The sequence below is a fragment of the Rhodoferax potami genome (assembly GCF_032193765.1).
Taxonomy (GTDB): domain Bacteria; phylum Pseudomonadota; class Gammaproteobacteria; order Burkholderiales; family Burkholderiaceae_C; genus Allorhodoferax; species Allorhodoferax potami.
Window position 1 is genome coordinate 1122915 of the sequence record NZ_JAVBIJ010000001.1, and the last position, 18817, is coordinate 1141731.

The following is an 18817-nucleotide window of genomic DNA, read 5'->3' on the forward strand; positions in this document are numbered from 1 at the left end:
TTGGGTAAAATAGAGGCTCAACTTTGTATAAGAGCGAGAAAGGCAGTTTGGTTATGACACCGCGAACTACCCCGGCAACATTCACTGTGCAATAAGGCCGTAGTCCGCGCGCCTTGTGCGCAATCTGCTACCAAATTCATAGTAAAGCGCGGACCGTTCCGCGCTTTTTGTTTTTCTGAATCCTCTTTTTAGACACCACCATGATCAACATCACACTTCCTGACGGTTCCAAACGTGAATTCCCCGGCCCGGTAACTGTCGCTGAGGTCGCGGCCTCTATTGGTGCCGGATTGGCAAAGGCCGCGCTGGCGGGCAAAGTGGACGGCAAGGTGGTCGACACCAGTTTTCAGATGTCAGCGGACAGTGCGTTGTCTATCATCACCGCCAAAGATGCAGATGGGCTGGAGGTCATTCGACATTCCACTGCCCACTTGTTGGCTTATGCCGTCAAGGAGTTGTTTCCTGATGCGCAAGTGACGATCGGCCCTGTGATTGAGCATGGATTCTTTTACGACTTCTCGTACAAGCGACCCTTCACCCCCGAAGATTTGGTGGCCATCGAAAAGAAGATGACTGAGCTGGCGAGCAAAGATGAACCGGTAGTTCGCCGCGTATTGCCGCGTGACGAGGCGGTGGAGTACTTCAAGAGCTTGGGTGAGCAGTACAAAGCGGAGATCATTGCCAGTATTCCCGCAAACGAAGATGTCTCTCTTTACCGAGAAGGTAAGTTCGAGGATCTGTGCCGTGGTCCCCACGTGCCCAGCACCGGCAAGCTCAAGCACTTCAAACTGATGAAGGTGGCAGGCGCCTACTGGCGCGGTGATCACAAAAATGAAATGTTGCAGCGGATTTACGGTACTGCGTGGGCCACCAAAGATGAGCTGCAGCAGTACTTGACCATGCTGGAAGAGGCCGAGAAGCGAGATCACCGCAAGCTCGGCCGCGAGCTCGACTTGTTCCATATTGACGAGCACTCGCCCGGCACCGTGTTTTGGCATCCCAAGGGCTGGACGCTATGGCAGGGTGTTGAGCAGTACATGCGCAAGGTGTACCAGGACAATGGCTACCAGGAGGTCAAGGGGCCGCAGATCATTGACAAAAGCTTGTGGGAGAAAACAGGCCATTGGGACAAGTACCGCGAGAACATGTTCACGACAGAGAGTGAAAAGCGCGACTACGCCCTGAAGCCCATGAACTGCCCGGGCCACATCCTGATCTACAAGCAGGGCATCAAGAGCTACCGAGATTTGCCACTGCGCTTTGGTGAATTCGGCCAGTGCCACCGTAACGAGCCTTCGGGTGGCTTGCACGGGATCATGCGTGTCCGCGCATTCACCCAAGACGATGGACATATTTTTTGTACGGAAGCTCAGATTCAGGAGGAGGTGAAAACCTTCACTACGCTGCTGCAAAAGGTTTACAAAGACTTCGGTTTCACCAACATCATTTACAAATTGTCGACTCGCCCCGAGAAGCGTATCGGGACCGAAGAGAGCTGGGATCGTGCGGAAAACGCTTTGGCAGAGGGCTTGCGCGCCTCCGGCTGCGACTTTGAGTATTTGCCGGGCGAGGGCGCTTTTTACGGCCCCAAAATTGAGTACACATTGAAAGACGCGTTGGGTCGGCCGTGGCAATGCGGCACCATCCAAGTGGATCCTAACCTCCCAGAGCGCTTGGATGCCGAATTTGTCGGGGAGGACGGCAGCCGCCATCGCCCTGTGATGCTGCACCGCGCGATCGTCGGAAGCCTAGAGCGGTTCATCGGAATCTTGATCGAGGAAAGCGCGGGAGCGTTGCCTGCTTGGTTGGCGCCAGTGCAAATTGCCGTGCTCAATATCACGGATGCACAGGCTGAATATGCCCGGAACGTCGCGAAAACGCTGCAGGATCAAGGGCTTAGGGTCCATTTAGATCTGCGCAACGAGAAAATAACCTATAAAATACGAGAGCATTCGATGCAGAAGCTGCCGTACCTGATTGTTATTGGTGACAAAGAGATGGCAGCAGGCGCTGTCGCAGTGCGTGCCCGGGGTGGTCAAGACCTCGGTGCAATGCCTCTGGAGTCGTTCATTGAACGTATCACCTCAGACATTGCCAACAAAACTTCCTGAAGATATTTCCAAGGATTGACTGGTTTGTTGGCGCGCGCTGTGCGGCAACCGCTACAGTTTGTGTAGCAGATATTGTGAAGGATTGAGCCATCGCTACTGAATTTCGTGACCGCCGCCAGCGCGAAGAACGTAAACACCGTTTGAACCGTGAAATCATGGCCCCCGAGGTTCGCCTCTCCGGGCCTGAGAACGAGCCTTTGGGTGTCGTCAGCCTGATGGAGGCGCTCCGCATGGCGGGCGACCTCGACGTTGACTTGGTTGAAATTGCCGCTACTGCCAACCCGCCTGTGTGCCGGTTGATGGACTATGGCAAGTTCAAGTACCAAGAGCAAAAGAAGGCAGCGGAAGCGAAAGCCAAGCAGACGGTCATTGAGATCAAAGAAATCAAGTTCCGCCCGGGTACCGATGACGGCGACTACAACATCAAGATGCGCAACATCAGGCGTTTCTTGGCGGATGGCGATAAGTGCAAGATCACTTTGCGTTTCCGTGGTCGTGAAATCACCCACCAGGAAATCGGTTTGGCGATGTTGCAGCGGATGCGTGATGAGTTGGGTGACACCATCCTCGTTGAGCAGTTTCCGAAGCTCGAAGGTCGCCAGATGATCATGATGATCGCACCAGGCCGTAAAAAGCCGGGTGGTTCACCAAAGCCTGCTGCCGAAGCAGCAGGTTAAATTTTGCAGACAGGTCTGGTCACCTGTTTGTGATGAGCAGGGTTGCGTAAGCGGCCTTGCAAAGCGAGGTCTGAAATAGCCTCGCACAAGTGGCTCGGGGCCAACAAGGCTGGGAAAGTTTCTCAGACGCCTCACGAGCACAAATGAAAAGGAGCATGAATATGCCCAAAATGAAGACCAAGAGCGCGGCGAAGAAACGCTTCCGCGTCCGTCCAGGTGGTACCGTGAAACGCGGTCAAGCCTTCAAGCGTCACATCTTGACCAAGAAGACCACTAAAAATAAACGCCACTTGCGCGGCTCCACTGGAGTTCATGAGACCAATATGGGTCACATGGCACAGATGCTGCCCGGTCGTGGTATTTAATTAACGACGTACAAGGAGTAATCACATGCCTCGCGTCAAACGTGGTGTAACGGCTCGCGCCCGCCATAAAAAAGTTCTGGCCCTTGCTAAGGGTTTCCGCGGTCGCCGCGGTAATGTCTACCGTATCGCTAAACAAGCGGTAATGAAGGCTGGGCAATATGCCTACCGCGACCGCCGTACCAAGAAACGTGTGTTCCGTCAGTTGTGGATTGCGCGTATCAACGCTGCAGCCCGTCAATGTGGCATGACATACAGCCAGTTTGCCAATGGTCTGAAGAAAGCCAGTATCGAGATCGACCGTAAGGTTTTGTCCGATATCGCAATCCATGACATGGCTGCTTTTGCTGGCATCGTGGAACAAGTGAAAGCCAAACTGGCTGCTTGAGTCCGCAGCAGAGTGCTATTGATTCAGTAGCACTCCGCGCACCAGAAACAAGGGCTAGCGCTTGAAAAAGCACTAGCCCTTTTTCATTGATCTGAATCGTCAAGTACCTATTTATGACCGAGTTGAACGACATCGTTGACACCGCTAAAGCTGCATTCCTGCAAGCTCTCACGCCGGCTGATCTGGAAAATGCCAAAGCCCTGTTTTTGGGAAAATCCGGCAAGATCACCGAGCTGATGAAGGGCATGGCTGCCCTCAGCGTGGAGGAGAAGAAATCCCGCGGTGCCGCTATCAACTTGGCCAAGCAAGCCATCGAGAGCGCGCTCACAGAACGTCGCCAAGCACTGGCCGACGCCGAGTTGCAGACCCAGCTCCAAGCGGAAGCGCTGGACGTCACATTGCCAGGTCGTCAGCGCGGGCAGGGCGGTTTGCACCCGGTGTCCCTGACACTAGAGCGGATTGAAGCCATCTTTGGTTCGATGGGATTTGATGTGGCCCAAGGCCCCGAAATTGAATCCGACTGGTTCAACTTCACAGCCCTCAATACGCCCGAAGACCATCCGGCTCGCTCGATGCACGACACCTTCTATGTAGAAGGTGGCTCCGAGGCAGCGCCGAACCTGCTCCGCACCCATACCAGCCCGATGCAAATCCGCTACGCGGTGCAGCACGTCAAAGCCCACCGCGCGGCCGCTGGCGCTTCAGCGGAAGGCCTCTACTCCGGCAATATGCCAGAGATCCGTGTTATTGCTCCAGGCCGCACCTACCGTGTGGACAGCGATGCGACACATTCACCCATGTTCCACCAGTGTGAAGGCCTGTGGGTGGGTGAGAATGTGAGTTTCAAAGACTTGAAGTTCGTCTTTACCGACTTTTGCCGTACCTTCTTTGAATCGGACGATCTTGTGTTGCGCTTCCGCCCCAGCTTCTTCCCGTTCACCGAGCCCAGCGCAGAAATTGACATCCAGTTCCAAACCGGCCCGCTCGCTGGTCGCTGGCTGGAAGTCGCAGGCTCTGGCCAAGTGCACCCCAATGTGATCCGCAACATGGGTCTCGACCCTGAAAAATTCATCGGATTTGCCTTCGGTATGGGGCCTGATCGCTTGACGATGTTGCGCTATGGCGTGAACGACCTGCGCCTGTTCTTTGACGGTGACGTCCGTTTCCTGTCGCAATTCCAGTAATCCACAAGAACAACACACACGCCGGTCCCGAACATGCAATTCTCAGAATCCTGGTTGCGCACTTTCTGCAACCCCGCCATTTCTACTGCCCAACTCGCCGAAACCCTGACCATGGCAGGGCTCGAGGTAGAAGAACTCAAGCCAGTTGCACCACCTTTTACCCATATAGTCGTCGGTGAAATCAAGGAAGCCGAGCAACACCCTAATGCCGACCGCTTGCGCGTTTGCAAGGTCGATGTAGGCCAGACCGAGCTGCTGAATATTGTTTGTGGTGCACCCAATGCACGCGTTGGTATCCGTATTCCATGTGCCATGGTGGGTGCAGAGCTGCCCCCAGGCGAAGATGGCAAGCCTTTCCTGATCAAGGTCGGCAAGCTGCGCGGTGTGGAAAGCCAAGGAATGTTGTGCTCTGCACGCGAGCTCAAGCTTTCTGAAGACCATGGTGGCTTGATGGAGCTGCCATTGGATGCACCGTTGGGCACAAACATTCGCGAATATCTGGACTTGGATGATACCTTGTTCACCCTCAAACTGACGCCCAACCTTGCACACTGCCTGAGCGTGTACGGGGTGGCGCGTGAGGTGTCCGCATTGACCGGTGCCCCCTTGCTGACGCCCGAGTTCCCGCAAGCATCTGTCGCAATCCAAGATAAAGTGGCGGTCAAGATCAGCGCACCCGACCTCTGTGGGCGGTTCTCCGGCCGGGTGATCCGCAACGTCAATACCAAGGCAAGTACACCGCAATGGATGGTGGATCGTTTGGCTCGCTGTGGCCAACGCAGTGTCAGTCCATTGGTCGATATTTCGAACTACGTCATGTTCGAGCTCGGCCGCCCCAGCCACATTTTTGACCTCGACAAAATCCACGGTGGTCTCGACGTCCGCTGGGCCAAGCCCGGCGAGCAGCTCAAACTCCTCAATGGCAATACGGTAACCCTCGATGAAAAGGTGGGCGTCATTGCGGATGACCAGCAAGTCGAATCGCTGGCCGGCATCATGGGCGGGGACGCTACCGCAGTGTCTGACGACACCCGTCACATCTACCTCGAAGCAGCTTTCTGGTGGCCCAAGTCCATCGCGGGTCGTTCACGCCGTTTCAATTTTTCGACCGATGCTGGCCACCGGTTTGAGCGCGGTGTAGATCCCCAGCAGACGGTGGAGCACATTGAGCGCATCACCCAGCTCATCATCGAGATTTGCGGCACGCCCGAGACTCAATGCGGTGCGGTGGACGATGTAGTGGCAGCCTTGCCTGCTGCAACTCCGGTGACCTTGCGCGTTGCACGCGCGGTCAAAGTGATCGGCATGCCGCTGACCCAAGCGCAATGTGCGGATGCGCTGCGCCGCCTCGGTTTGCCGGTGCAAGAAGAGCCCGGGTTGATCACGGTGACACCCCCATCTTTCCGCTTCGATTTGCAAATTGAAGAAGACCTGATTGAAGAGGTCGCCCGCATGGTGGGTTACAACAACCTGCCGCACACACCACCCCAAGCGCCCATTACTGCCAAGATCCGACAGGAGGCCGAGCGTAGCGCGTTCGCAGTGCGCCGCTCGCTGGCCGCTTTGGGCTACCAGGAAACCATCAACTTCAGTTTTGTGGAAGAGCGCTGGGAACACGAGCTGGCGGGTAACCTCAATCCGATCAAGTTGCTGAACCCGATCGCCAGCCAAATGAGTGTGATGCGCAGTAGCTTGATTGGCTCCTTGTTGCAAGTGCTGAGGTTCAACCTCGCCCGCAAAGCGCCGCGTGTGCGGGTGTTTGAAATCGGACGCGTATTTCTGCGCGACGCCACAGTGAAGAGCACGGATACGACCGTAGAAGGTTTCGATCAGCCCATGCGGGTTTCCGGCTTGGCCAGCGGTGGGGCAGACACCTTGCAATGGGGACGCAAAGAGCAATCCGTTGATTTCTTCGACGTGAAGGGCGATGTGGAAGCCTTGCTCGCGCCACTCAAAGCCGCGTTCGTGCCTGCAACCCATCCCGCATTGCATCCCGGTCGTACCGCAGAGGTCAAGATCCAAGGGCGTTCGATCGGCTTTGTGGGGGAGTTGCACCCCAAGTGGCGTCAATCGTATGAGTTGGCCGCAGCCCCGGTGGTGTTTGAGTTGGAGCTGGATGCGGTGTTGGCGCGCCAAGTGCCTGCTTTCCAAAGCGTTGCCAAGTTCCAAGCGGTTCAACGGGATATCGCTGTGGTGGTGGCAGATCAGGTCACCCATGCCGACCTGATCGCTGCTGTCAAAAGCGCACCAACTCAAGGCTTGTTGCGTGATGTTCAGTTGTTCGACGTTTACCGCCCCAAGCTGGCCAAGGATGCCGAAGTCATTGCCGGCAGCACCGATCGCAGCTTGGCATTGCGCGTGACATTGAACAGCGACGAGTCCACCCTCACCGAAGACCAAATCGAATCCGCCATGAAAGCGGTGGTTGAGCAATTGGTTGCCTCGGTGGGTGCCCGCCAGCGCGCCTGATCTTTGCAAAACAGAACGGTACAGTGATGGAATTTTCTGTAGAAAGTCTGGAAACCCCGGCGCTGACCAAGGCTCAACTTTCCGATCTGCTCTTTGAGCAGATCGGACTGAACAAGCGTGAGTCGAAAGACATGATTGACGCCTTTTTTGATCTGATTGCCAGCAGTCTTGTCGAAGGCACTGACGTCAAGATTTCCGGTTTTGGCAACTTTCAGATCCGAACCAAAGCGCCCCGGCCTGGTCGCAATCCACGGACCGGTGAGGCGATTCCAATTCAGGCTCGACGCGTGGTCACTTTTCACGCCAGCCATAAGCTCAAAGAGCAAATTCAGGACGAAGGCAAGTCCGGTTCTTGAGCCTTGACGTGGCGTCAGGTTTATTTCTCGCCACATCTCCATCGAAACTTTGCAGACAGGTAAAACTTAGAGTAACCTCTACGCTTTGTCTCGTACAGCATTGATTTCAATGGAGAAAACGCTCCCACCCATCCCTGCAAAGCGCTATTTCACGATCGGTGAAGTAGGTGACCTGTGCGGTGTCAAACCTCACGTGCTACGTTATTGGGAGCAGGAGTTCACGCAGTTGCGCCCAATGAAGCGGCGCGGCAATCGCAGGTACTATCAACACCACGAGGTCTTGATGATTCGCCGTATTCGCGATTTGCTGTACGACCAAGGTTTCACGATCAGCGGTGCGAGAAACAAGATGCAGGAAATCCTGCAAACCGAACGCGACAAAAAACGTCACGGCGAAGTCATGCTCGATGGTGTCGAGGTTCTTGAACTCGGCGACATGGAGTTGGACGACTTGGAAGAGTCTGCTGAAGATATTCCGGTGGTTGCCGAGGTCTCCATGGAATGGCAGCAGGTAAAAAAGGAATTGCTCGATATTCGTGAACTTCTGATGATCGAAGCCTGAAGCACCTGAAACTCACGCTATAATTTGAGGCTCGATCGGTGTGTGGCGCAGCCTGGTAGCGCACTTGCATGGGGTGCAAGGGGTCGAAGGTTCGAATCCTTTCACACCGACCAAAATAAGATAAAGCCGTTAAGCACTAATGCTTAACGGCTTTTTTCTTGCCTGTCTGGTTTTGCAGGAGCCTAGTATCGCAAAGCCCCAGGCCTAACGGCCTATCAGGTGGCGGCACCTTCATAAAAGCAACGCGCGCACGCTTGGTGGTAGCGGTCGTTTCCGCCGATCACGACCTGTTCGCCCTCACGGACTCTTTGGCCGTTATCGTCCACACGCACATTCATGGTGGCTTTGCGGCCGCATGCACAGATGGTTTTGATCTCTTCAATGTCATCGGCCAACGTGAGCAAATGGGCAGAGCCGGGGAATGGCTTGCCCTGGAAGTCTGAACGCAGGCCAAAACAAATCGTCGGGATATTGGCCATGTGGGCAACCCGGTGGAGTTGGCGCACCTGCTCCGGTTGGAGAAACTGAGACTCGTCAATCAACACACAGGCCAAACCGCGGCGCTGCGTCAGCAGCGTTTCAAAATCGGTATGTTCATCAAAGGTTTCCGCAGCCCGCTGAATACCGAGGCGTGATGCAATACTTCCAACGCCGCAACGGTCGTCAATCTGTGCGGTGAACAAGGCTACCTGCTGGCCTTGCTCTTCGTAGTTGTACGCAATCTGCAACAAGGAGGTGGATTTGCCGGCGTTCATGGCCGAGTAGCGGAAGAAAAGTTTGGCCATGAGAGCGAAAGTCGGGGCGGGCTAAAAGGGGGCTATTGTGACTGGATTTGATTTGCTATCAAATAAATAGCAGTCTGCGCAGTTACTTGGTGGGCTCAGGGCAGATTTGATATAAATCTACCCGCCAGTTGGCCCCTGAGTTTGGAAGAGATAGTGCGCATTTTTTGCCACCTGCAGGGTGTCGTAGTACGCATACGCCCCCACGCCGACGGCACCCACCAATGGAACCCAGCGCGAGGCGCCTTTGCGCAGCGCAGTGCCCAAGAGCTTGCCGCTGATCTGCAGGGCCAGCGCTTCCAGTGCTTTCATCGTGCTAGAACGGACGACTACACGCTCACCCGCACGCACGGCAAAGTCGCGGAACAGCTGGGCCGATACATGTTTGAACAAGCAATACAGCATCTGTTCTTTGCCGAGTCGGCTCTGCTGGCCGTGCAGGGCTGCAATGTCAGAAACCATTTGCGCCTGGATCTTCCAGACACTGATCATCTCCGGCAGCACGGTAAGCCATCCCATCCAGCCCGGTGGTAGCGACAGGCCAGCCGCCACCATGCTGGCCTGTCGCGCCGCCTTGCGCGAGATGGCATGCACGCGCAGTGCGACGTCGACACCTACCTTCTCGGAGCTCTCGGGCACTTGCACGACGAGTTCTAGGAGCGCATGGGCGATCTGTGCGCGCACAGGGCTAGGCGGCTGAGACAGGGTGTCCTCCCAAGTGCAAAACCTCGCGCGAACGCAGTCCTGTGCCTGTGAGCCGCTTCACCAACAGGCGATAGGTGTCGAGGTCAAAGGCCAGCACCTGCCGCTGGGCAATAGCCTCTTGCAGCTCCGCCTCGTCATGCACAGTGGCCACATGGCACCATTGGTCAAACACATGGATATCTGTGCGGCCGGTGATGGGGTTGTGCTCGCGGATACCCATACGTCCGGCATGGGGCCACGATTGCAAGCGATGCTCGGCCAGCGCTATTTGCAGGCGCACCCGGTGCAGTGGCGCTGGCTCCCGCCCGGCGCACACCCCTTTGCAACGCCCAATCTGGCTGGCAAAACAAGCGCCTTTGCCGGACTCCAGTCCGAGCACCAGCGGGCAGAACTGGTGCATGTCGGCAAGGCTGCGCAGCGCCTCCATCGCTTGTCGTTTGGAGCGGTAAGCCCCGTAGAGCTGGCCCATGTCAGACGGGTCTACCTGATCGAGCCGCACCAGTTGCACAAGGGGTCGGGTGGCGGGGTCGTCGTGAAGTTTCCAAGCGGTGAGTTGTTTCTCGCGCCGCAGCAGCCGGTTGTGGATGGGTTGCAGTTCTTTCACGAGGCGCGACTCCAGCAACAGGGCCCCGAGTTCGCCAGCCGTCTCGCGCCATTCGACGCGCCGGATTTCTTGCAGGATGCGCATCTCGCGTGCAACCTTGGTAGACGCCTGAAAGTGCGACATCACCCGGCTGCGCATGGTCACACTCTTGCCCACATACAGCGGGATGCTGCTTTCGCCGTAAAAGAGATACACACCCGGTGTGTCGGGAATGTCAGACACCGGTGTTTCCAGCATGGGCGGTACGGCGGCACTCCCTTGCATAAGCCCTTGCGCCTCGCGCGCCAAGGCCTCCGCGCCTAACTCGCGGTTTGCCACATCCAGCCAGGCCAGCACCACGTCCACATCGCCCATGGCCCGGTGTCGTGCCTGGGTGTGCAAGCCGTGGCGCTGCAAGATAGCGTCGAGCCCGTGTCCCTTATGCTGCGGATACAAGCGCCGCGACAAGCGCACGGTGCACAGGGTTTTGACCTTCAGCGCGATGTCTAGCCGTGCTAATTCGTTCAGAACGAACCCATGGTCAAAGCGCACGTTGTGGGCCACGAAGACGGCGCCCTCCAACAAGGCCAGCAGCGGCTTGGCCAGCTGCTCGAAGGTGGGGGCATCCTCCACCATCGCATCGGTAATGCCGGTGAGGCTCTGGATAAAAGGCGGGATACGGACGCCCGGATTCACCAGACTTGACCAGCGCGCAGTTTCAACCCCGTTGTCGATCCGCACCGCGGCTATTTCGGTGATGCGGTCGTTGACGGCATTCCCGCCGGTGGTCTCAAGGTCGAGGACCACATAGCTGGGGAGCATGGCCGGCATCACGTGATGTCGAGGGTGTGAATGCCGTAATGGCCCGCCTTACGGTCCGCGAAATAGCAGTCCAGCGTCTCTTTGACAGTGCGGAACGCGATTTCATCCCAAGGGATTTCGTCCTCGCGGAAGAGCTTGGCTTCTATGGTTTCGGTTCCCGGCTCAAATTGATCGCTGGTTAGCCGGGCCCGGTAAAACAAGTGCACTTGCCCCACGCGCGCCACGTTGAGCAGGCTGAAAAGGCCTTCGAGTTCAAATTGGGCGCCTGCTTCTTCTACGGTTTCGCGGGCAGCACCTTCCGCGGTAGTCTCGTTGAGCTCCATAAAACCGGCTGGCAATGTCCATTTGCCAAAGCGTGGCTCGATGTTGCGTTTGCACAGCAACACTTGATCGCCCCAATACGGGACGGTGCCCACCACGTTGAGGGGGTTTTCGTAGTGGATGGTGTGGCAGGCAGGGCACACCGCACGAGGCTTGGTGTCGCCGTCATCCGGCACGCGGTAGACCACTGCGGTACCGCATTCTTTGCAATGTTTGAGGGGAGCGCGCTGCATGAAACCCTGGTGGAAGTGACGTTGAGTCGGGATAAACAGTGCTTCACTGTAATGCAAGTGTCGCAAGCTTGCATTGCACTGATTGAATCGAATAACACACAAATAACAATTTGAGATATGATTGTGGCCGACTCAGCATATCTGTTGAGTTTTTTGGGCAAACCGGTCGAAAGGTCGGGACGCAAAGCCACCGGGCTGTCGCACTTTTTCAGAGTGCCATGCCAGCGGGGTTGCCGGTTCATGGGGCTGTTTGCCAGCGCCCGTGATTGGATTGCGTAGCCCTTGTGTATTTGTTAACAAGGAATCGCACCATGTTTCAGCCTTCCCCCCTTTTTGCGGCATTGATCACTGCCTTTGCCTCCGGAGCCTATGCCCAAGTTCTGGAAGTGCATGAAGACGCTGATAGCGGCTGGGAGGCCCTTGCGGCTGCTGCAGCACCCAAGCTGAGCGCATCTACCTTGGCGAAGGCAGCGCCCACGGCGGCAGAAGCCCGTGCGCGCAGTTACCAGACCTTCTTGAATCAAGTCAACAAGCCCTATGCCAATCAGCTGGGTAGCGGCAATGGCAGCGGTGTCGTTGTCGGGGTTGTGGACTCCGGGGTGCAAGTCAGCCACCCTGAGTTGCGCGGTCAAGTGATTGCGACTTACAACGCCTTCAATGGCGGCACCGATGTCACCGACCAAATGGGCCACGGCACCCACGTGAGTGGCTTGGTCGCAGGAAGTCTGGCGAACGGGTCTCTGCTCGAGGGCGTTGCGCCCGGTGCGAAGCTGGTAGTCGCCAAGGTGTTCACCACCGGTGGTTCTGACAGCCTCACGATCGGCCGGGGTATTGACTGGGCGGTGAATGTACAAAAGGCGCCCATCGTCACGCTCAGTCTGGGCAGTAACGCTGCGGCCATGCAGTCCAACATCCAAAACGCTGTCAACAAGGAGGTTCTGATCACGGCCGCTTTGGGCAATGACGGACGCGCCAGCGGCAGCTGGCCTGCCGCTTACGCCAAGCAAACGTGGGCAAAGGGGCAAATCATCGCGGTGGGCGCACTCGACGCCAACAACAAGCGCGCCAGCTTCAGCAATTACGACGCCACCTTGGCCAACTGGACTGTGTTTGCGCCCGGGGTCAACATCGCCTCCAGCTACTCCACACCTGCCATGCCCGGCAGCTACGTCTATATGTCGGGCACCTCCATGGCAACGCCGATTGTGGCGGGCCAAGCGGCATTGATCAAAAGTAACTGGAACTTCCTGCCTGCCACAGACATTGCGCAAATCATCTTTCAATCCGCCACCCGTTTGTGCAGCGATAACGTGGCCGCCTCTGTCTGCCTCTCTCGCAACAAGGCGGACGCTGTGTACGGGTGGGGCTTGGTGAACGTCGGTGCTTCTTTGCAGCCTATTGGCGGTCTTAACTTGGGTACCAAAACAGGCGCAGTGATTAGCTTTGCGGGCGCCAGCCTCGCCACGCCCAAAAGCGGGCTCGCCACAGGGCTCAAAACGGTCAATACCCTGGCAGTCGACAAGTTCAACCGGGCCTTTCAGGTCAATGTGGGCGCCAGTGTGAGCAGCACGTCGACAGCGACATCCGCTTTGCCCATCAGCAAGACCACGACCACAACGACCACCGGCGCCAAATTCAGCGCGGAGTACACCGCCTTGGTAACCGAGCAAACCATGCTGGGTTTGGCGGCAGAGCAGACGCCCCTGACCTTGGCCCGCATGAGCTTCTCCAGCCCGTCAAATGCGGGCTTTGCCTGGGGCGTTGGTACCGGTGGCAGCAGCGATGCATTTTTCGGCCTGCAGGCCACGGGCAGCGCGCCTTTGAGCCTGGCCGACGAGGCGAGCCGCTTCAATGCGCCGTATTTCAGCCTGGCGCAGAACGCCACCCATGCCGGCACTTCGTGGAAGCTTGCTAGCGGCGATGTTTTGCGCATGGGCTCCGTGGTGCAAGGCAATCCCTTGAACAGCTCGCCGTGGCAATCGGCACCTTTTGCGGACACGCAGCGCTCCGTCGCGGTGTTGGAGTACCAAAGCCGCTGGGGTGATGCGACTACCGTCATCTCCGCGGGTCAGCTCCTCGAAAACAACTCCCTGCTGGGCGCCAGCGGCACCGAGGCCTGGGCCATGGAAGGCAAAGCCAGCACACGCTTTGTCACCTTGGCAGCCTCCAAGCCGGTCGCAGCCAATGTGTCTGCCTCGGCCATGTTGACCTTGGGGCAGGCCGATGCCTTCCGCAATGAAAGTGCGTCACTGATCGACGGAACCAGCGCGGTGCGGCAAATGGCCTGGAGTTTGGGTTTGGCGCGTGAGAGCTTGTGGCGCACCGGCGACAAGCTGGGTTTCAGCGTTTCCATGCCTTTGCGCACCATGTCCGGCGAGATGCAGCTCACCACCGCCGTAGAGCAAAGCCAGGAAGACGGCAGCCTGCGTTACGCCCAGCAGACCCTGAACCTGGCGCCGAGCGGCATGCAAAAGGATGTGGCGCTCTCGTACCAAAGCCCCAAGGTGTGGGGCGGCACCGTCGCCGCTCAAGCCCTGCTGAAGCTCGAGCCCGGCCATGAAGCAAACGCCGAACCCCAGCTGGGACTCGGCGTGCGCTACCAGCGCAAGTTCTGAAAACGGTTCAGACCACCCGCACGGTCAAGGGCTCCAGCCCTTCGACCGTGGCGTAGAGCACATCACCGCGCACCACCGCGCCCACACCCTCGGGGGTGCCGGTAAAGATCAGGTCGCCGGGCTGCAGGGTCCACGCGGCCGACAGCTGTTCAATGGTTTCAGCAATGTTCCAGATCAGCTTGGCCACGCTGCTGCGTTGGCGGCCCAAAGCGTTGACGGTCAGTGCAATGTCGGCTGCCTCCACCCCCGGCACTTGTGCAGCAGGGGTGATCGGGCCGATGGGTGCCGAGTGCTCAAAGCCCTTGCCGATGCACCAGGGGCGACCTTGCTTTTTCATGTCGTTCTGGAGGTCTCGGCGGGTCATGTCCAAGCCCACGGCGTAGCCGTAAATATGGCGATGCGCGTCCTCTGCACGGATGTTGCTGCCTCCTGTACCGATGGCCACCACCAGCTCCACCTCATGGTGCAGGTTGGAGGTGAGGGTGGGGTAGGGCATGTCGACCGCTTGTCCGGCATCCGCCGCAAGCACGGCGTCTGCGGGCTTCATGAAAAAGAAAGGCGGCTCCCGACCGCTGTGCCCCATTTCTTTGGCATGTTCCTCGTAGTTACGGCCCACGCAGTAGATGCGGTGCACCGCAAAGCGGCCGGCCGCTCCGGTCACCGCAATGCTGGGTACGGCAGGTGGTGGCAATACAAAACTCATCAGCAACTCCTGTAGATCAGCGTTGGGCTGGTTCGGTGATCAGGCGGACTTCACCACCAGGTCAAAGTGTTCCACCACCGGTGGTTGTGCAAAAAACGGGCCGACGATCCCACGCCACTGGGTAAACAGTTCACTTTCGCGAAAGCCCACCGTGTGGTCTTCCAGGGTGTCCCAAAAAATTTGCAGCACATAGCGCTCCGGGCTCTCGATGCCCTTGTTGACTTTGTAGCCCTGGCAACCCTTAGCTTTGCTGATCACGTCGCGCAAACCGCGGGCAATGGCTTCGTCAAAAGCGGCGTTCTGGCCGGGGTGAATGCGGATGTCTGCAAGCTCAAGAATCATGGGGTCTCCAAAAAAATCGGGGTAAGCGGGAATAGTAACGGCATCGGTTTATGCTCGCCGGCATGAAGTTGTACAGCTATTTCCGCTCGTCCGCCGCCTTCCGGGTGCGCATCGCTCTGGGCCTCAAGGGCCTGCCCTTTGACTACGCAGCGGTCCACCTCGCCCACGGTGAACAGCTCCGCCCCGATTACCGCGCCACCCATGCTGATGGCTTGGTTCCGGTGTTGGACGACGGGGGCGAGCTGCTGACCCAGTCGCTGGCCATTATGGAGTACCTGGACGAGACACATCCGGCGCCCGCCTTGTTGCCGGCAAGTCCGCTTGCCAAAGCCAAAGTGCGGGCGCTGGCGCTGGCGATTGCGTGTGAAATCCATCCCTTGAACAATTTGCGCGTGCTCAGGTTTTTGAAAGACGACATGGGGCTTGCCGATTCCGCCAAAGATCAGTGGTACCACCACTGGACGCGGCAGGGCCTTGACAGTTTTGAAGAGCAGCTGCTTCGTCTGGACACCTGGCAGCGTGAACATGGGCGCTCCGCACCCGCCATTTTTTGCTTCGGCGACACGCCCACATTGGCTGATTGCTGTCTGGTCCCCTTGATCTTCAATGCCCGCCGCTTTGGGGTGTCGCTGGACGGCTTGCCCCGCACCATGGCAGCTTTTGATGCCTGTATGGCACTGCCTGCCTTTCAAGCAGCCAGACCGGAGGCGTGCCCTGATGCCCCGCAGTAACACCCCCACGCAGGAAGGGCTTGCGCCCGACTGGCTGATTCCCGATTGGCCGGTCCCCGCGCAGGTGCGGGCCCTGTGCACCACGCGCCAAGGTGGCGTGTCGCAAGGGCCGTATGCCGGCTTGAATCTGGGCCTGCATGTGGCAGACGATGCCGCTCACGTGGCCATCAACCGGCAGCGCCTCGCCGCAGGTCTTGGCAGCAGGCCGGTATTTTTGAACCAGGTACACGGTACCGCCTGTGTGGCGATTAATGCCTCCACGCCCGATGGCACCGAGGCCGACGCCTGCACTACGGCCCAGCCCGGTGCGGTGTGCACCGTCATGGTGGCAGATTGCCTGCCGGTGCTGATTGCTGCCAGTGATGGAAGTCGGGTAGCCGCAGCACACGCGGGCTGGCGTGGCTTGCTAGGGCAGGGCGGTAAAGGCGTGCTGGAGGAGACTTTAGAGTCATTTGGGCCTCTAGCCCACGTAAATGCTGCGGGGGATGCTCCTGAAGTGATAGCGTGGCTAGGCCCTTGCATCGGTCCATCGGCTTTTGAAGTCGGTGACGAGGTGCGCGCGGCTTTTGTGGAGGCGCACCCGGATACCGCTGCGTTTTTTGCCCCCCACACGGCTGGCAAGTGGTGGGCCGATTTGCCGGGGCTTGCGGGCTACCGCTTACACGCGGCCGGGGTACGGCAGATTTTTGGCAATGACGGCAGCACCGCGTGGTGCACCGTCAACAACCCTTCACGGTTTTTCAGCCACCGGCGCGACCGGGTCAGCGGCCGCTTCGCGGCTTGCATCTGGCTGGAGTGACGGGCTGTCTCCGGCAGCGGCCTGGTGGGCTGCGATGGCCGCGTTGCGCTCCGCCAGCTCTTGGGCCCGCAAGGCCCGCTTGCGGGCGGGCGTGCCCATGAAATACATCATCAAGGCGACGGGCAACACGCCGTACAGCACAAAGGTGAAGATCGCACCCAGCACCGAACCGTTAGTGTTGGTGGCCTCGGCAACGCTCATCATGAGCGCCACGTAAATCCAAGCGATGGGGACGATGTACATAAGGGTTTCGGAGGGTGCGATGTGTCAGGATATCGCAGCTTAAGACTGCCATACTTGCACGTTAGACTAGACCCACTAATTTTGAAGGTGATGGCGTGACGCAACCCTCCTCTGACTTTATGGCCCAAGCGGCCGAGCAGTTCCAACAGGCATTGGCCCAAAGCTTTGCCAAAGCGCTGGAGTCCTTCAAAGGGCTGGACGCAGGTGTCGCCGGGGCAGGGTTTCCGGCCATGGGCGAGGCGGTGCCGGACATCAAGTTTTCTCAGGACCGTTTGCAAGCCTTGCAAAAGTCCTACGTGGAAGAGGCCATCAAGCTCTTCAGCCAGGGCATGGGCCACACGCCGCCCCTGCCGGACCGCCGGTTTGCGGCACCCGCATGGGGTGACAACCCTGTGGCGGCCTATGCTGCTGCGGCTTATCTCCTCAATGCCCGCACCATGATGGGCTTGGCCGAGGCGGTCGAGACAGACAGCAAAACCAAAAATCGCATCCGCTTCGCGGTAGAGCAGTGGATGGCCGCCGCTTCCCCGAGCAACTATTTGGCGTTCAATGCCGAGGCCCAGAAAAAAGCCATTGAAACCAAGGGCGAGAGCATTGCCAAGGGCGTCAAAAACCTGGTGCACGACTTGCAGCAAGGCCATGTCTCGATGACCGACGAGAGTCTGTTTGAAGTGGGCAAAAACGTGGCGACCACCGAAGGTGCGGTAGTGTTCGAAAACGAGCTGTTCCAGCTTATAGAATACAAACCGCTCACCGCCAAGGTTTATGAAAAGCCGTTCCTGCTGGTGCCGCCTTGCATCAACAAGTTTTACATCCTCGACTTGCAGCCGGATAACTCGCTGATCCGCTACGCGGTGGAGCAAGGCCACCGCACCTTTGTGGTGAGCTGGCGCAATCCTGATGAAACCTTGGCCAACAAGACCTGGGACGACTACATCGAGCACGCGGTGATCCGCGCGATTGGCGTGACCCGCGATATCAGCGGCTGGCCCACCATCAATGCGCTGGGCTTTTGCGTCGGGGGCACCATGCTGGGTACCGCGCTCGGCGTGTTGGCTGCACGGGGCGAAAAGCCGGTGGACAGCGCGACTTTCCTCACCACCTTCCTCGATTTTTCAGACACCGGGATTCTCGATGTGTTCATCGACGAGGCCATGGTCAAGTTCCGCGAGGCAGAGCTAGGCAAGGGCGGCCTGATGAAGGGCCAAGACTTGGCCAGCACCTTCAGTTTCCTGCGCCCGAACGACCTGGTGTGGAACTACGTGGTAGGCAACTACCTCAAGGGCGAGACACCTCCGCCCTTTGATTTGTTGTACTGGAACAGCGACAGCACCAATCTGCCCGGCCCGTATTACGCCTGGTACCTGCGCAATACCTACCTGGAAAACAACCTCAAGAAGCCGGGCAAGCTCACCGTGTGCGGCGAAAAGCTTGATTTGAGCGCACTCGATATTCCGGTCTACATCTACGGCTCGCGTGAAGACCATATCGTGCCAATCGGCGGTGCGTATGCGTCCACCCAGCTGCTACCGGGCAAAAAACGCTTTGTGCAAGGCGCGTCCGGTCACATTGCGGGTGTGATCAATCCACCCTCCAAAAACAAACGCAGCCACTGGATCCGCGCCGACGGCAAGTTGCCCAAAACGCATGCGCAGTGGCTGGAAGGGGCGACCGAGCATGCAGGTAGCTGGTGGACTGACTGGTCCCACTGGCTCAAAAGCCATGCTGGCAAGCAAATTGCTGCCCCCAAGACATATGGCAAAGGGAAGTACAAGGCCATAGAGGCGGCTCCAGGGCGCTATGTACAGGCGAAGGCCTGAGTTTTCGAT

At 58.0% G+C, this 18817-nt stretch carries 19 protein-coding genes, 1 tRNA gene and 1 riboswitch; of the genes, 13 read left to right on the forward strand and 7 right to left on the reverse strand.

Annotation, left to right across the window (positions count from 1 at the left end; translation table 11 throughout):
• The first annotated feature begins 200 nt into the window (after positions 1-200).
• The 9 genes from thrS (at position 201) to RAE21_RS05410 (ending at position 8222) form a co-directional block, all read left to right on the forward strand.
• Positions 201-2111 carry a threonine--tRNA ligase gene (thrS, locus tag RAE21_RS05370; protein ID WP_313880469.1) on the forward strand — a complete coding sequence of 637 codons (1911 nt, stop codon included), beginning with the start codon at positions 201-203 and terminating at the stop codon, positions 2109-2111.
• Between the two features lie 89 nt (positions 2112-2200).
• Positions 2201-2788, forward strand: a complete 588-nt coding sequence (gene infC, locus RAE21_RS05375) for a translation initiation factor IF-3 (protein ID WP_313876151.1) — start codon at positions 2201-2203, stop codon at positions 2786-2788.
• 161 nt (positions 2789-2949) lie between these two features.
• Complete coding sequence (gene rpmI, locus RAE21_RS05380; RefSeq protein ID WP_094481090.1) at positions 2950-3153, forward strand: 50S ribosomal protein L35; 204 nt, start codon at positions 2950-2952, stop codon at positions 3151-3153.
• Positions 3154-3178: 25 nt separating this feature from the next.
• Positions 3179-3538, forward strand: coding sequence for a 50S ribosomal protein L20 (gene rplT / locus RAE21_RS05385; protein WP_313873189.1), 360 nt, complete (start codon positions 3179-3181; stop codon positions 3536-3538).
• 113 nt (positions 3539-3651) lie between these two features.
• Entirely contained in the window at positions 3652-4722 is a 1071-nt protein-coding gene (gene pheS / locus RAE21_RS05390) for a phenylalanine--tRNA ligase subunit alpha (RefSeq protein ID WP_313880470.1), read from the forward strand.
• Positions 4723-4755: 33 nt separating this feature from the next.
• The gene (pheT, locus tag RAE21_RS05395) at positions 4756-7191 is read left to right on the forward strand and encodes a phenylalanine--tRNA ligase subunit beta (protein WP_313880471.1); all 2436 of its coding nucleotides are present in this window, start codon (positions 4756-4758) and stop codon (positions 7189-7191) included.
• A 26-nt stretch (positions 7192-7217) separates the two neighbouring features.
• Complete coding sequence (locus tag RAE21_RS05400; protein WP_313873186.1) at positions 7218-7547, forward strand: integration host factor subunit alpha; 330 nt, start codon at positions 7218-7220, stop codon at positions 7545-7547.
• A 109-nt stretch (positions 7548-7656) separates the two neighbouring features.
• Positions 7657-8109 carry a MerR family transcriptional regulator gene (locus RAE21_RS05405; protein ID WP_313880472.1) on the forward strand — a complete coding sequence of 151 codons (453 nt, stop codon included), beginning with the start codon at positions 7657-7659 and terminating at the stop codon, positions 8107-8109.
• Positions 8110-8145: 36 nt separating this feature from the next.
• Positions 8146-8222, forward strand: a tRNA-Pro gene (locus tag RAE21_RS05410).
• 102 nt (positions 8223-8324) lie between these two features.
• Here the strand turns inward: RAE21_RS05410 and RAE21_RS05415 are convergent.
• The 4 genes from RAE21_RS05415 to RAE21_RS05430 all read right to left on the reverse strand — a co-directional run bounded on the left by RAE21_RS05415 (position 8325) and on the right by RAE21_RS05430 (position 11555).
• Positions 8325-8894: a thymidine kinase gene (locus tag RAE21_RS05415; protein ID WP_313880473.1), complete on the reverse strand. Its 570-nt coding sequence runs from the start codon at positions 8892-8894 to the stop codon at positions 8325-8327.
• A gap of 117 nt (positions 8895-9011) precedes the next feature.
• Complete coding sequence (locus tag RAE21_RS05420) at positions 9012-9575, reverse strand: hypothetical protein (RefSeq protein WP_313880474.1); 564 nt, start codon at positions 9573-9575, stop codon at positions 9012-9014.
• A 4-nt stretch (positions 9576-9579) separates the two neighbouring features.
• Positions 9580-11010 (reverse strand): exonuclease domain-containing protein, encoded by a 1431-nt coding sequence (locus RAE21_RS05425; RefSeq protein ID WP_313880475.1) that lies wholly within the window; start codon positions 11008-11010, stop codon positions 9580-9582.
• Entirely contained in the window at positions 11010-11555 is a 546-nt protein-coding gene (locus RAE21_RS05430) for an NUDIX hydrolase (protein WP_313873170.1), read from the reverse strand. Before RAE21_RS05430 ends, RAE21_RS05425 begins: the two co-directional genes overlap by 1 nt.
• A 146-nt stretch (positions 11556-11701) precedes the next feature.
• Positions 11702-11793, forward strand: a riboswitch (cyclic di-GMP riboswitch).
• A gap of 73 nt (positions 11794-11866) precedes the next feature.
• On the opposite strand from RAE21_RS05430, the gene RAE21_RS05435 reads away from it, so the two are divergent.
• The gene (locus RAE21_RS05435) at positions 11867-14170 is read left to right on the forward strand and encodes a S8 family peptidase (RefSeq protein WP_313880476.1); all 2304 of its coding nucleotides are present in this window, start codon (positions 11867-11869) and stop codon (positions 14168-14170) included.
• Between the two features lie 7 nt (positions 14171-14177).
• Here RAE21_RS05435 and RAE21_RS05440 read toward each other — a convergent pair whose 3' ends face one another.
• Both RAE21_RS05440 and RAE21_RS05445 read right to left on the reverse strand, forming a co-directional pair.
• Positions 14178-14873 (reverse strand): fumarylacetoacetate hydrolase family protein, encoded by a 696-nt coding sequence (locus RAE21_RS05440; protein ID WP_313880477.1) that lies wholly within the window; start codon positions 14871-14873, stop codon positions 14178-14180.
• 39 nt (positions 14874-14912) lie between these two features.
• A complete protein-coding gene (locus RAE21_RS05445; RefSeq protein ID WP_313873167.1) occupies positions 14913-15215 on the reverse strand; it encodes an antibiotic biosynthesis monooxygenase family protein in 303 nt (100 codons plus the stop codon).
• A gap of 62 nt (positions 15216-15277) precedes the next feature.
• Between RAE21_RS05445 and maiA the strand changes: the two genes are divergently transcribed.
• Together maiA and pgeF are read left to right on the forward strand one after the other, a co-directional pair.
• Positions 15278-15946: a maleylacetoacetate isomerase gene (gene maiA / locus RAE21_RS05450; RefSeq protein WP_313880478.1), complete on the forward strand. Its 669-nt coding sequence runs from the start codon at positions 15278-15280 to the stop codon at positions 15944-15946.
• Positions 15933-16745 (forward strand): peptidoglycan editing factor PgeF, encoded by an 813-nt coding sequence (gene pgeF, locus RAE21_RS05455; RefSeq protein WP_313880479.1) that lies wholly within the window; start codon positions 15933-15935, stop codon positions 16743-16745. The genes maiA and pgeF overlap by 14 nt, the downstream gene beginning before the upstream one ends.
• Here pgeF and RAE21_RS05460 read toward each other — a convergent pair.
• A complete protein-coding gene (locus RAE21_RS05460; protein WP_313880480.1) occupies positions 16677-16988 on the reverse strand; it encodes a hypothetical protein in 312 nt (103 codons plus the stop codon). The two genes, pgeF and RAE21_RS05460, sit on opposite strands and share 69 nt — an antisense overlap.
• A gap of 119 nt (positions 16989-17107) precedes the next feature.
• Between RAE21_RS05460 and RAE21_RS05465 the strand changes: the two genes are divergently transcribed.
• Positions 17108-18808: a PHA/PHB synthase family protein gene (locus RAE21_RS05465; RefSeq protein WP_313882657.1), complete on the forward strand. Its 1701-nt coding sequence runs from the start codon at positions 17108-17110 to the stop codon at positions 18806-18808.
• Positions 18809-18817: the final 9 nt, after the last annotated feature.